Origin of the sequence: Serratia sp. SSNIH1 (assembly GCF_002935055.1) — a bacterium.
Lineage (GTDB): Bacteria > Pseudomonadota > Gammaproteobacteria > Enterobacterales > Enterobacteriaceae > Serratia > Serratia nevei.
Map to the genome: position 1 here is coordinate 4,844,734 of NZ_CP026383.1, position 14,162 is coordinate 4,858,895.

The following is a 14,162-nucleotide window of genomic DNA, read 5'->3' on the forward strand; positions in this document are numbered from 1 at the left end:
GGCAAATGTTAATGAAAGGTTGTTTAAAAATGACAAATGCGGGAAGGATCACGAAATCATGCACCGATATGAAAAACCTATGTCAGTTGTGCGCTCTCCCGCTAATTTATGGCAAAAAATGCGTTGATTCCGACGACGCATTGCGCGTAAAAGTGTTTTCTCACTGTCTTTCACACCCTATTTGATAACAATAAATTTACATCAATCAGCCTCATCCCCCGCATTTGCGCGAAATGGCATCCGCGGGTGAGTTTACTGCTGCCTGAATTCGTCAACCGCTCGCATTGAGGAACGTAACGTGCAACAACGTCAACGCTGGTTTGGGGTGATCGCCCTGCTGTTTCTGATCGTTATCGCCTATGCGGATCGGGTCAATATCGCCGTGATGCTGGTCAATCCCGACTTCCTGCAACACTTCCAACTCGGCGGCGACCGCGCCCACCAGGGCACGCTGATGACGGTTTTTTTGCTCGGCTACGGCCTGTCCGCCATGTTGCTGACGCCGTTTCTGGAAACGCTGATGGGTTACCGCCGCGCGCTGACGCTGAGCGTGGTGCTGTGGGCGCTGCTCACCGCCGCCTCGCCGCTGGCGGGATCGCTGATGCTGCTGTGCGTGGTGCGCGCGCTGCTTGGCGTCAGCGAGGGGCCGCTGTTCTCGCTCAAGACCATGTACATCAGCGACCATTTCGCCGCCGACGAGCGCGGCAAGCCCAACGCGGTCAGCGCGCTGGGCGTTTCATTGGGGCTGGTGCTCGGCTTTCCGCTGGTGAGTTTTCTGATGGCGCATTTCGGCTGGGCGATGTCGTTTCACCTGCTGGCGCTGCTCAACCTGCTGCTGGGGCTGGCGCTGGTGCGGCTGTTCGTTCATCCCCTCGCCCTGTCTTCCCCCTCGCGCCCTGCTGCTCCGCAACCGGTGCTGAGCCGCGTCTGGCACACCTTTTCGCTGGCCTGGCGCACGCCGATGCTCGGCTGGATCCTGCTGATCGAGATCGCCACGCTCAGCTATCTGTGGGGCTCCAGCGCCTGGCTGCCGGCGTATCTGACCGATGAAAAGGGGTTCTCCATCAAGCAGATGGGCTGGATGGCCGCGCTGCCTTTCATCGTCAGCATCGCCTCCAAATACCTCGGCGGCGTGTTGCTCGATCGTATCCGCCCTTATCAAGCGCCGCTGATCTTCGTCTGCGGCGGCGCAGCGACCGCGCTGTGCATCTATGGCGTGATGAACAGCCATCAGCTTGGCTGGATCGCCTTCTTCCTGCTGGCGGCCAATGCCTGTTGGGGCGCGCAGGGTGCGGCGATCCCTACCCTGCTGCAACATTATGCGCGGCCGGAGGCGGTCGGCAGCGCCTATGGGCTGATCAACGGCATCGGCAATCTGTTTTCGGCGTTTGTGCCGATGGCGATGGGCATGGTGATGGCCAGCCAGGGCAAGGTGTCTTCAGGCTTTGCGGTGCTGATCGCCTCGCAGCTGCTGACATTACTGGCGGGCGGCGCACTGTTTGGCCGCATGTTGCTGGCGCGGCAGGTGAAGCGGGCATAGACCCGTTTCTCTGTCCTGCGCGGCGGAAAACCGACAGCGTTGAGAGGGTGCTCATGGATCTGGACGCCAACAATCAGCAGACGGGGGACATCCCCCGTCGCCGAGTTGCCTTACCGTTCGGATTCGTAAGCCAAAATGGCCGCAACCTCCGTGTTGCCCGATCGGATCCGCAGCTCACACAGCGTGCTGCGAGTTATCCATGCCAGTGATATTACCGTGGCACAAATAACCACCAATTTTAACAGGCTCCGTTTGTTCGGCATCATGCCTTCTTCTCCTTGCCTCGCGGCGGGTAAGAGGCTAACTTAACGTTGTCTGGCGTTAGAGTTGGCCTCGGGTTGATGGATATCGACTCGGGGCTTTTCTCTTTGTACCTTTCACGCAGGCTCCAGATACAAAGATCCAGAGCACCCGCGCGCAGTATATGCATCCTCCCCGCAATCCCGGTTCCTTTTCTCTGACTCAGTTTCATTTCTGCGCAGAATTGCGCAAAGGCGTTGCAACAGGCTGAAAATCGCAGCGCGGATGGCGACAAATGAAATAAAAAAAGCGGCCCCATACGATGGGAGCCGCTTTTTCAGCGAGGCGTGGCCTGGCGTCAGGCGTGTTTCTTCGCCGCCTGCAGGTACAGCATCTCCAGGCCCAGGGTCGCCGCGGCCAGCGCAGTGATCTCGGACTGATCATAGGCCGGCGCCACTTCTACCACGTCCATGCCGACGATGTTCAGCGACTGCATGCCGCGCACCAGTTTCAGCGCACGATCGGAAGTCAGGCCGCCGATCACCGGCGTGCCGGTGCCCGGTGCGAACGCCGGATCCAGGCAGTCGATGTCGAAGGTCAGGTACACCGGCATATCGCCGACGATGCCTTTGATCTGGGTCAGCAGGTCGTCCACGCTGCGATCGTTCACCTGCGCGGCGTCCAGCACGGTAAAGCCGTTGTCATGATCGAACTCGGTGCGAATACCGATCTGCACCGAGTGGTGCGGATCGATCAGGCCTTCGTTCGGAGCATGGTAGAACATGGTGCCGTGGTCGAACTTGCTGCCGTTGGCGTAGGTATCGGTATGGGCGTCGAAGTGCACCAGCGCCAGCTTGCCGAAATGCTTGGCGTGCGCGCGCAGCAGCGGCAGGGTCACGAAGTGGTCGCCGCCGAACGAGAGCATACGCTTACCGGCCTTCAGCAGTTTCTCCGCGTGCGCCTGCAGCTTGTCGCTCATGTCCTGCGCATCGCCGAAATTGAACACGATGTCGCCGCAGTCAACCACGTTCAGCCGATCGCGCAGATCGAAGCTCCACGGCCAACGGTTGCCTTCCCAGGCCAGGTTGGTGGATACCTGACGAATAGCCGCCGGGCCGTGACGGCCACCGGCGCGACCGGAGGTCGCCATGTCAAACGGAATGCCGGTGATGACCCACTCTGCATCGCTGTCGTAAGGCATGAAGTTCAGCGGAAAGCGCAGGAAACCAAAGGCGTTGGACACTAATGAATTATCGGACTGATGGCCTAAGGTGCTCATAGTAAACCCTCGTAGTTCAACAAGTTGCCGGGCGCAGACGCCGGGCCGTTACAAAAAAAAATCCCTCCCGCGTCGTTAGCCCGACGAGAAAGGGATTGATACCCTGGATAATTGGAGTTGCATCAAGACGGCCAGGGCGGGAATCTCCAGGAGCTTACTCAAGTAAGTAACTGGGGTGAACGCACGCAGCCAACACAGAAGCAACTTCAAGTATGACGGGTAATTCGATGTTTGTTTCGGTGCTACCGATACGGCAGATTATGGCCGCATTTTATCCATGCTTCAAGGGGGCCGACATCGCCCCCCTGAAGAGGGCGGTTACTCGTCTTCCAGATACGTGTAGCCGTACAGACCGGCCTCAAACTCTTCCAGGAACTGCGCCTGCAGCTCGCTGTCCAGATCGGTTTCTTTGACCTGATCGCGGAATTTGGCCAGCAGCGCACTCGGATCGAGCTGCACGTACTCCAGCATATCCGCCACGGTGTCGCCCTCGTCGGACAGTTCGGTCTCGACGCTGCCGTCCGGGAACACGTACACGTCAACCGAGGCGGTGTCGCCAAACAGGTTGTGCATGTTGCCGAGGATTTCCTGGTACGCGCCGACCATGAAGAAGCCCAACGCCGGCGGATTCTCCGGATCGTACGGCGGCATCGGCATGGTGGTCGCCACGCCGTCGCCGTCGACATAGTGGTCGATGGTGCCGTCGGAGTCGCAGGTGATGTCGAGCAGCACCGCGCGGCCTTCCGGCGGCTTATCCAACCCTTCCAGCGGCAGCACCGGGAACAGCTGGTCGATACCCCAGGCATCCGGCATCGACTGGAACAGTGAGAAGTTGACGTAGAACTTGTCCGCCATGCGTTCTTGCAGTTCGTCGATGATTGGGCGGTGCGCGCGGTTGCTCGGATCGAGCTGCTGCTGGATCTTGTTGCAGATGTTCAGATACAGCTGCTCGGCCCAGGCGCGCTTGGTCAAGTCCAGCATGCCGTGCGCGTATTGGGTATGCACGTCGTGCAGATCCATCTGGCTGTCGTGCAGCCATTCGCGCAGCGAGCGGCGGTTCTCCGGCTCGTTCATTTCCAGCCAGGTTTCCCACATGCTTTCCAGCGCGCGCGGCGCGTCGGCTTCCGGCGGCAGCGGTTCGCTGAATTCGTTGCGTTCTACGCCGATCACGTTGGAGACCAGCACCGTGTGGTGCGCGGTCACGGCGCGGCCGGACTCGGTGATCACCGTCGGGTGCGGCAGGCCGTGTTCGTTACAGGCGTCGCCGATGCCCCAAATCACGTTGTTGGCATATTCGTTCAGGCCGTAGTTCACCGAGCAGTCGGACTGCGAGCGGGTGCCTTCGTAGTCGACGCCCAAGCCGCCGCCCACATCGAAGCACTGAATGTTGACGCCCAGCTTGTGCAGTTCAACGTAGAAACGCGCCGATTCGCGCACGCCGGTGGCGATATCACGAATGTTGGCCAGCTGCGAACCCAGGTGGAAGTGCAGCAGTTGCAGGCTGTCAAGGCGGCCCGCTTCACGCAGGGTTTCCACCAGCTTCAGCACCTGCACCGCCGCCAGACCGAACTTGGATTTTTCGCCGCCGCTCGACTGCCATTTGCCGGAGCCCTGCGAAGCCAGACGCGCACGCACGCCCAGGCGTGGTATGACGTTCAACCGTTCGGCTTCTTCCAGCACCAGGTTGATCTCGGACATCTTCTCGATCACCAGGTACACCTTGTGCCCCAGTTTTTCCCCGATCAGCGCCAGGCGAATGTATTCACGATCTTTATAGCCGTTACAGACGATCACCGAACGGGTCATGCCGGCATGCGCCAGCACCGCCATCAGTTCGGCCTTGGAGCCGGCTTCCAGCCCCAGCGGTTCGCCGGAGTTCACCAGCGATTCAATCACGCGGCGATGCTGGTTCACCTTGATCGGATACACCAGGAAATAACCGCCCTGGTAACCGAAGGACTCGCGCGCGCGTTTGAACGCGGCGTTGATCGAACGCAGGCGATGCTGAAGGATCTGCGGGAAGCAGAACAGCGCCGGCAGACGTTGGCCGTCTTGCTGGCGCGTTTTCACCAGTTCTGCCAGATCGACGCGCGCCTGCGGGACATCCGGATCCGGGCACACGCTGATATGGCCCAGCTCGTTGACGTCATAGTAATTGTTGCCCCAGTAGGCGACGTTATAAGTACGCAGCATCTTGCTGGCATTACGATCATTCATGGCAACCTCCTGCATGGAGCGCAAAGATAAAGACTCGCCCGCAACCGGCGGACGGTGAATCAACAGATCATCAGACATGGTTCGCCTCACATTCCGCACTGACGAAACCGTCAGCCACTATCGCAGCTACAACCCGCGAGAACAACCCAACAAGCCGCGCCGGCGGCAGCGAAGAGAACTGCCGTTCGCGGTCAGCGATCGGTTTATCACTCATATAATTGTAAGACACCCTGTTCAAACCTCGTGAATCGGGCCAAGAAACATCCCACAGGAAGGCTGCAGGCTACCCTTGTTCAGTTCTTCAGACGACCGTTAGCCGGCCCGAGAATCCTGAGTAGCGGCCAAGTGTTTATCGCACCTGGTAAGTGACAGAGAGACAAGACGGGAAATAGCAGAAGAATGTGCGCCAGAACGGCACTGCTGTTGAGAACCAACAACCGGTAGACAACGGATCATTAATCCAACCACCTCCACGCGCGCCGTTCGGAGTGAACGACCCAGCCTCTAAAATAGTGTAAGAACGTGACCGTTCGATGAAGCGGCGGCGCTTACGGCGAACGCCCGCGACGGATAATAGCGCAACGCCGGCGAATGCAAAGCGGAAGTTAATCGCACCTTCCACCACGCCAGACCGCCGTACTGTGCAGCAAATGAACCGCGCGCGCAGTTTATACCGGTAAGCAGGTGAAAAAGCAAAATGAAAATTCGCCGAAAACTGTTTCAAGCGATGAAAATGGCGCCAACCCGTTTGCGCAAAAGAGCGAAAGCGCAAAAAATTACTGGCAATCTGGCTAAACCCTGACCTAAAATAGACGTCCAGATGTTAATCCATCTATACTGGTTAACTGATAAACTGCTTAACGGCTTTGCCTGAGGGGCGTTGCAGGATGCATCTCGCGCCATCAGCGGAAGACCCTTCGCTTTGATGCCGGATCTCCAGCGCTGTGCAGTAATTTCTAACCCGTCTTATGCAAGGTAAAGAACACAATGGCTAAACACCTATTCACGTCCGAATCCGTCTCCGAAGGACATCCTGATAAAATCGCCGATCAGATCTCCGATGCCGTCCTCGACGCCATCCTGGAACAAGATCCGAAGGCGCGCGTCGCCTGCGAAACCTACGTGAAAACCGGCATGGTGCTGGTCGGCGGTGAAATCACCACCAGCGCCTGGGTCGATATCGAAGAGATCACCCGCAAGACCGTGCGCGAAATCGGCTACGTTCATTCGGACATGGGCTTTGACGCCAACTCCTGCGCAGTATTGAGCGCCATCGGCAAGCAATCCCCGGATATCAATCAGGGCGTTGACCGTACCGATCCTCTCGAGCAGGGCGCCGGCGATCAGGGCTTGATGTTTGGCTACGCCACCAACGAAACCGACGTGCTGATGCCGGCCCCGGTGACCTACGCGCACCGTCTGGTGCAGCGCCAGTCCGAAGTGCGCAAAAACGGCACCCTGCCGTGGCTGCGTCCGGACGCGAAGAGCCAGGTGACCTTCCAGTACGACGACGGCAAAATCGTCGGCATCGACGCCGTGGTGCTGTCCACTCAGCATTCCGAAGACATCGCGCTGAAAGATCTGCAAGAAGCGGTGATGGAAGAGATCATCAAACCGGTCCTGCCGGCAGAATGGCTGACGGCGGGCACCAAATACCACATCAACCCGACCGGCCGTTTCGTTATCGGCGGCCCGATGGGCGACTGCGGCCTGACCGGCCGTAAGATCATCGTCGACACCTACGGCGGCATGGCGCGCCACGGCGGCGGCGCCTTCTCCGGTAAGGATCCGTCCAAGGTTGACCGTTCCGCGGCTTACGCGGCGCGCTACGTGGCGAAAAACATCGTCGCCGCCGGCCTGGCCGATCGCTGCGAGATCCAGGTGTCTTACGCTATCGGCGTAGCGGAACCGACCTCCATCATGGTGGAAACCTTCGGTACCGAGAAAGTGCCGACCGAGCAGCTGACGCTGCTGGTGCGTGAATTCTTCGATCTGCGCCCATACGGCCTGATCCAGATGATGGATCTGCTGCAGCCGATCTACCGCGAAACCGCTGCCTACGGCCACTTCGGCCGCGAGCACTTCCCGTGGGAAGCGACCGACAAAGCCGCGCTGCTGCGCGATGCCGCCGGCCTGAAATAAGCCCCGACATCAACATGAAAACGGCGAGCCTCAGCTCGCCGTTTTTTTTGAGCGGATGGGTGCTCATGGATCAACGCATCGACTGCCGGCCGGCGGAGGCAAAGCCCCCGCCGCCGGGTTGCCTTACCGTTCGGATTCGTAAGCCAAAATGGCCGCAACCTCCGTAGTGCCCGATCGGATCCGCAGCTCACACAGCGCGCTGTGAGTTATCCATGCCAGTGATATTACCGTGGCACAAATAACCACCAATTTTAACAGGCTCCGTTTGTTCGGCATCATGCCTTCTTCTCCTTGCCTCGCGGCGGGTAAGAGACTAACTTAACGTTGTGATGCGTTAGAGTAGGCCTCGGGTTGATGGATATCGACTCGGGGCTTTTCTCTTTGTATCTTTCACGCAGGCTCCAGAGACAAAGATCCAGAGCACCCGCCCGCAGTATATTCATCTCACCACCACGTCTCGTGTTCCTTTTCGCACGCAATATCGTTTTTGCGCAATCGCTCGCAGCTCCTTGCAACACCCTGAAAAATAAAAAAAGGCTCAGCGACGCTGAACCTTTGAGGGCAGAAAAAGCACGGCCGAGATGCCGATTACGACGTCTGCTTACGCAACAGATAAACGAAGTACGGCGCACCGATAAAGGTCGCCAATAACCCGGCGGGGATCTGGTACGGGAACAGCAGCATCCGCCCGCACCAGTCGGCAAACACCATCAGCAAGCCGCCCAGCAGCGCGGCGATCACCATCTGCGGCAGCGCACGGCGGAAGCCCAGCATGCGTGCCATATGCGGTGCCATCAGCCCGACAAAGCTCAACGGCCCTACGGTCAGGGTCGCCATCGCGGTCAGCACGGCAGCCAATAAAAGAATGGTCAACCGCGCCGGCGTCAGCGCAATGCCCACCGAACGGGCGGTGGCGCCGCCGAGCGGCAGGATGGTCAACCAACGGCGGCACAGCGGCGCCAATACCATCAGGCCGGCGGCCACCAGCGCGGTACGCAGCGCCTGCGCCGGCTCCACCGAATAGGTCGAGCCGGAGAGCCAGGTCAGCAAGCCCCCCATACGCGGATCGCCGCTGGCCAACAGCAGGAAGATGACGGTGGTAAAGGCGGTGCTGAGCGCGATACCGGCGAGCAGCATGCGTTCCGTCGAGAAACCGCCGCGGCCTGCGGCGATCATGATGATCAGCAGCGTTGCGGCCGCCCCCAGGCTGCCGGCGGGCAGCAGCCAAACGAAGGCGTCGCCCGGCACCATAAACAGCATCATCACGACGCCAAAAGCGGCGCCGGAACTGATGCCCAACACTTCCGGGCTGGCCATCGGATTGCCGGTCAATTTCTGGATCAGCGTGCCGGCGACCGCCAGCATCATGCCCGCCGCCAGCGCCGACAGCACCCGCGGCCAGCGCCACGGCAGCAAGGAATCCAGTTCCGCGCCCAGGCTCCAGTGCCAGCCGCCGGCATTTTTGCCCAGCATCAGCGCCAGCGTCAGGCCGATCAGCAGTACGAGGCCACCCACCAGGATCCAGGCAGGCAGATTCCCGCGTTCGGCAGGCACCTTGTCGCCGAGGTTCATCGGCGGCGGCGTGGCGGCGCTGCGCAAACGCGGCAACAGCCACAGCAGCAGCGGTGCGCCGAACAGCGCGGTGGCCGCGCCGGTCGGGATCTCGCGCCACACCTGCGTTACCCCGAGCATCACCTGATCGGTCAACCACAGCAGCAGCGCCCCCAGCAACGGCGCCAGCATCATGCGGTGCGCCAGGCGGCGCGCGCCCAACATCTTCGCCATCAGCGGTGCAAACAGGCCGATAAAGCCGATAACGCCCACCGCACTCACCAACATGGCGCTGAAGATAATGGCCAGCCCCAGGGTGCAGAAGCGCGCCATCGATAGCCCCAGCCCCAGGTTACGCGCCACGCCGTCGTCCAGCCCCAGCAGCGTCAGCGGGCGCAGCAACAGCGCCGCCAGCAGGCCTGCCACCAGCAAACGCGGCAGGAGGAACTGTACGGCGCTCCAGTCCTGTTGGTTCAGCGCACCGGTTCCCCACAGGAACATGCCCTGCAGCTGATCGTAATGAAACAGCGCCAACAGGCTGTTGACCGCGCCGCAGTACAGCCCCAGCACCAGCCCGGCCAAAATCAGCGTCACCGGCGACATCCGCTTGCCCCAGGCGACGCCAAACACCAGCCCGCCGACCACAATCGCGCCCACCATAGCGGCCAGCTGGCGAGTGAATTCGCCCCCCGGCAGCACCCACAGCGTGGCGATGGTCAGGCCGAGCTGCGCGCCGGCGGCAACGCCGAGCGTCGACGGCTCCGCCAACGGATTGCGCAACACCTGCTGGAACAGCACGCCGACCAATCCCAGGCCGGCGCCGGCCAACAGCGACACCGTTAACCGCGGCAGCAGGCTGTAATGGAACAGCATTTGCCGCACGTCGTCGATGTCCGGCGCGCTGAGCGCCCGCAACCATTGCGCCGGCGGCAGCTGCTGCGCCAGGTTGTATATCGTCAGGCCGCCTGCCGCCGCCAGCAACAGCAGGATCAGCGTCAGTGGTAATCTCCGAATGCCCGCATTCATGCCGCGCTCTCCTGGGCCTGCGCCAACAGGCGGCAAAATCGCATCGTCGACAGCGTAGCGCCATAGAACCACACCGCCGGCACCTGCCGCAGCTGGTTTTGCCGCACAAAGGGCAACGACTGCCACAGCGGCGTCGCGCTGACCTTGTCCATCATCGCCTGATTACCGTGATCGAGATAGATGACCCGGGCGTTACGCACCGCGGCCAACCGTTCAATGCCCACCACCGCCGTGCCCCAAAAGTCGGTTTGCTCCTGCCAGGCATTGCGGATGCCCAATTGATCCATCGCCTCCTGAAACAGGCTTTTCTGGCCGATGATCAACGCATGGCGCGTATCGATCAGTGAAAACAGCAGCAACGGTTGCCGGGTGTAGCTTTGCAGGCGCTGACGCGCATCCTGCATAAAGCGGTCGAACTGCGCCAGGTGGTTTACCGCCCGGCTTTCTATGCCCAACCGCTGGCCCAGCGCCATCAGCGACTGGCGGGCAACGGTCAGCGGTTTGCCGCTGCCGTCGTTGAAGCCGAAGCTCATGGTTGGCGCGATGGGTTGGATTTTCCGCGGCGTCGGGCCATAGCCTTGCGACAGCAACACCAGCGAAGGCTGGAGCTGCTGCAGCAGTTCAAGATTGGGTTCGGTGCGCTGGCCGACATCGACCACCGCCGCCGGCAGCTTCGGCTCCGCCACCCACAGGTTGTAGTTATGGACATCGGCCACCGCCAGCGGCGTCACGCCCAATGCCAACAGCAGCTCGATCGGCAGCCATTCCAGCGCCGCAACGCGCGCGATATCCGGCGGCACATCCGCCGCTCGGCCGGGCAACGAGCCCAACAGCGGCGACAACGCCAGCGCCATCAATAAACGGCGGCGCAGCGGATCGTGAGAAGAAGTGAATGCAGAAGACATCAGTAGACAAAACTCACCGGCGCGCCGCCGCTCGGGTGCGGCAAGGTGCCCATAGGAATACCGTAAATTTGCTCCAGCACCGGCCCCTGCATCAGTTCCAGCGGGCCGCCCTGGGCGATCATTTCACCGCCGCGCAGCGCCACCAGATGGTCGCAGTAGCGCGCCGCCATGTTGATGTCGTGCAGTACGGCGATCACCGTGAGATCGCGTTCGCGGCTCAAGCGCTGGATGAGCGCCAGCACCTCGACCTGGTGCGCGATGTCCAGCGCCGACGTCGGTTCGTCGAGCAGCAGGCAGCGGCTGTCCTGCGCCACCATCATCGCCAGCCAGGCGCGTTGGCGCTCGCCGCCGGACAGGCTGTCCACCAGGCGGTTGGCGAACGGCTTCAGCCCCACCAGTGAAATGGCCTCTTCCACCAATTGGCGATCGTTGGCGCCAAAACGCCCCAGCGCGCCGTGCCACGGATAGCGGCCGACGGCCACCAGCTCGCGTACCGTCATGCCTTCCGCCGCCGGCAACTGCTGCGGCAGGTAAGCCACCTGGCGGGCGAAGGATTTGCTGTCCCACTGCGCCAACGGCTGCCGATTGAGCAGTACCTGGCCACCGCTGGGGGCATGATGCCGCCCGAGCAATTTCAACAGGGTGGATTTACCGGACCCGTTATGGCCGATCAAGCCGCAGACGTTGCCCTGGGGAAAACTGAGCGACAGCGGTTGCAACAGCACCCGGCCGGGGACGGCGAAGCTGGCGTTATCCAGCGCGAAAGTTGCGCCGGGATTAAGATGTTTGTCCTGCATAGATCCTGCTTTGTCCAGGGCGGCGCGGCGCCGCCCCGGCTATCCGGTTAGAAACGGAAGGTTGCGGTGGCGACCACCTGGCGTTCTGCGCCCCAGTAGCAGCCATAGGTAGCAAAGCAGCTGGAGACATATTCCTTGTCAAACAGGTTGTTCACATTAATGCCAATTGAAGAACCCGGCAAATTGAAACGCGCCAGATCATATTTTATCGCGGCATCAAACACCGTGTAATCCTTCACTTTAAACGTATTGGCTTCATCACCATAGCTGGAGCCGACATAGCGAACGCCGGAACCCAAGGTCAAGCCGCTGATCGCGGTTTCATGGAAGGTGTAATCCGCCCACAAAGAAGCCATGTGTTTAGGGATAGCGGAAGGTGTATTTCCCTGTAGCGAAGTATCTTTAGTATATTCAGCATCCGTGTAGGTGTAAGAGCCCAACAGATTGAGGTTAGCCGACAAGGCCGCCTTCGCCTCCAACTCAATCCCACGAGAACGGACCTCCCCACCCTGGACGCTAAAGAACGGGTGTTCTAAGTCAGCCACTTTATTGTTGGTTTTAGTCAACTGGTAAAGCGCCAAACTGGCGGTGATCGGACGATCCTTAGGTGCGTATTTAACCCCTGCCTCATACTGTTCGCCCTTAGAGGCAGCAAACGTATTACCTGAAAAATCAGTGCCCGAGGTTGGCTCAAACGATTCGCTGTAGCTGACATAAGGCGCGATGCCGTTTTCGAAAACATAGTTCAAGCCAGCACGGCCGGTAAACTGGTTATCCTGCTGCTTAGAGACGGAATTCTGGTTCAGGCGATTGGTGCTGTTGGTATAGCTCCAGTCATAGCGCCCCCCCATCGTCAGAACCCAGTTGTTCCATTCAGCCTGATCTTGCACATACAGGCCGGTCTGCTCCTGACGATTAACCTGACTGGCGCCACCGGTAATGGTATAGCTTCGATTGCCATATTGTGGGGCGATGACATTCAGATCGGATGCGCTGCCATATTGATAAACGACATCATTGCGCATACGCATATAATCAACGCCCATCAACAAGGTGTGGTCAACCAACCCCGTCGCAAATTTAGCCTGCGCCTGCGTGTCTACCGCAAAGCTGGACATATGCTCTTTGGAGTTCATCACGCCACGCTTCAGCACAGCAGAATTATCGGGATCGATGCCAAGGCCATAAATAGAGCGGTAGTCCACATCCATCTTCGAATAACGCAAGTTTTGGCGTACGGTCCAAACATCATCGAAGGCATGTTCAAAGGCATACCCGACCATCTGCTGCTTACGCGAAATGTTGTTATAACCAGGCTCTCCATCGTTGAAGCTGGTCGGCAGCTTACCGTTGATGCCATTTTGCACCGTCCCCTCTTTCGGCAGCCAGCCATAGAAACCGACGCTAGGATCGTCCTGGAAACTGCTGAGGAAAGTCAGGGAGGTACGATCATCTGGCCGCCAACTGAAGGAAGGGGCAATGGCATAACGTTTGCTCTTCTCACCAACCTGCTGCTGATCTTCATCACGCGCCACACCGGTCAGACGATATGAGTAAACCCCCGCATCATCCAAGGCATCACTGAAGTCAAAGCCGGTCTGGAACAGATTATCTGTCCCCATCTTGAACTGCACTTCATGCAACGTCTCTGTCGTCGGTCGTTTACTGACCAGAGCGACAACCCCGCCAGGGTTGCTTTTACCGTACAATACCGAAGACGGCCCGCGCAGCACTTCCGCTCGCTCAAGGAAATAAGGATCGATCTGATAGATCGAATAGTTATCATCCTGCAGTTTCAAGCCATCCAGGTACATATTGGTACCTACCGAGCTGAAACCACGAATGTTTACGGCGTCATAGGCGGTGGAAGCACCACGATTCCCAATCATCACACCTGGCGTATAAGCCAGCGCGCCCTTCACCGTATCCGGCTGGCGCATGTCCATCTCTTCACGCGTCACCACGGAAACGGACTGCGGGTTCTTCTCGATCGGCGTATCGGTTTTGGTGCCGGTGGCGCTGCGTTTGGCGACATAGGTGCCGACCGGCCCCCAGGCGCTTTCCTGCTGGGCGGTATTGCTGCCGCCCACAACGGTAATCGTGTCTTCCTTGGCGGCCGGCTTGGCGTCGGCGGAAAAAGCCGGCATCGCCAGCGTGCCCAACGCCGCGGCGACGGTGATCGCTAACGCGCTGACGGAGGTACGGCCCTGCTTGGCCGCGGATGATGAAAGGCGCTTGGTCGGCATAGTTGATTTCTCTGATGAATAATTAAATGACGAATCTAAACGATAATAATTATTATAAGCGTCGCATTTTATGCAGAAGCCAAATTAAACTGCAAGCCGAATTCATAAGGCAAATAGGTTAAGGATTAGGCGCTTAGCCATGCGGTTAACAGGGAAATAAAACGAGCGGAAAAATAAAAAAGCCCGCAACCAAGGTTACGGGCTTAATAACAAAGAAAA

General features: G+C 59.4%; 10 protein-coding genes. 2 read left to right on the plus strand and 8 right to left on the minus strand.

Translation table 11 applies throughout. The features are described 5' to 3' along the window. Positions 1-298 precede the first annotated feature (298 nt). Positions 299-1,540, plus strand: a complete 1,242-nt coding sequence (locus C3F38_RS23340; protein WP_055317662.1) for an MFS transporter — start codon at positions 299-301, stop codon at positions 1,538-1,540. A gap of 110 nt (positions 1,541-1,650) precedes the next feature. On the opposite strand, the gene C3F38_RS23345 is transcribed toward C3F38_RS23340, so the two are convergent. From C3F38_RS23345 to speA, 3 genes are all read right to left on the minus strand, one after another. Then, positions 1,651-1,803: a Hok/Gef family protein gene (locus C3F38_RS23345; RefSeq protein ID WP_033638576.1), complete on the minus strand. Its 153-nt coding sequence runs from the start codon at positions 1,801-1,803 to the stop codon at positions 1,651-1,653. Positions 1,804-2,138: 335 nt separating this feature from the next. Then, positions 2,139-3,059 (minus strand): agmatinase, encoded by a 921-nt coding sequence (gene speB, locus C3F38_RS23350; RefSeq protein WP_004937606.1) that lies wholly within the window; start codon positions 3,057-3,059, stop codon positions 2,139-2,141. 318 nt (positions 3,060-3,377) lie between these two features. Then, the gene (gene speA / locus C3F38_RS23355; RefSeq protein WP_055311965.1) at positions 3,378-5,354 is read right to left on the minus strand and encodes a biosynthetic arginine decarboxylase; all 1,977 of its coding nucleotides are present in this window, start codon (positions 5,352-5,354) and stop codon (positions 3,378-3,380) included. Between the two features lie 909 nt (positions 5,355-6,263). Between speA and metK the strand changes: the two genes are divergently transcribed. Continuing rightward, positions 6,264-7,418: a methionine adenosyltransferase gene (gene metK / locus C3F38_RS23360; protein WP_033654692.1), complete on the plus strand. Its 1,155-nt coding sequence runs from the start codon at positions 6,264-6,266 to the stop codon at positions 7,416-7,418. A gap of 123 nt (positions 7,419-7,541) precedes the next feature. Here metK and C3F38_RS23365 read toward each other — a convergent pair whose 3' ends face one another. From C3F38_RS23365 to fhuA, 5 genes are all read right to left on the minus strand, one after another. Then, complete coding sequence (locus C3F38_RS23365) at positions 7,542-7,694, minus strand: Hok/Gef family protein (RefSeq protein ID WP_055317663.1); 153 nt, start codon at positions 7,692-7,694, stop codon at positions 7,542-7,544. Positions 7,695-8,006: 312 nt separating this feature from the next. Then, complete coding sequence (gene fhuB, locus C3F38_RS23370) at positions 8,007-9,995, minus strand: Fe(3+)-hydroxamate ABC transporter permease FhuB (protein ID WP_055317661.1); 1,989 nt, start codon at positions 9,993-9,995, stop codon at positions 8,007-8,009. Further along, complete coding sequence (fhuD, locus tag C3F38_RS23375) at positions 9,992-10,900, minus strand: Fe(3+)-hydroxamate ABC transporter substrate-binding protein FhuD (RefSeq protein ID WP_055317660.1); 909 nt, start codon at positions 10,898-10,900, stop codon at positions 9,992-9,994. The genes fhuB and fhuD overlap by 4 nt, the downstream gene beginning before the upstream one ends. Beyond that, the gene (fhuC, locus tag C3F38_RS23380) at positions 10,900-11,697 is read right to left on the minus strand and encodes a Fe3+-hydroxamate ABC transporter ATP-binding protein FhuC (protein WP_055311954.1); all 798 of its coding nucleotides are present in this window, start codon (positions 11,695-11,697) and stop codon (positions 10,900-10,902) included. Before fhuC ends, fhuD begins: the two co-directional genes overlap by 1 nt. A gap of 47 nt (positions 11,698-11,744) precedes the next feature. Continuing rightward, entirely contained in the window at positions 11,745-13,943 is a 2,199-nt protein-coding gene (gene fhuA / locus C3F38_RS23385) for a ferrichrome porin FhuA (protein WP_103767417.1), read from the minus strand. Positions 13,944-14,162 lie beyond the last annotated feature (219 nt).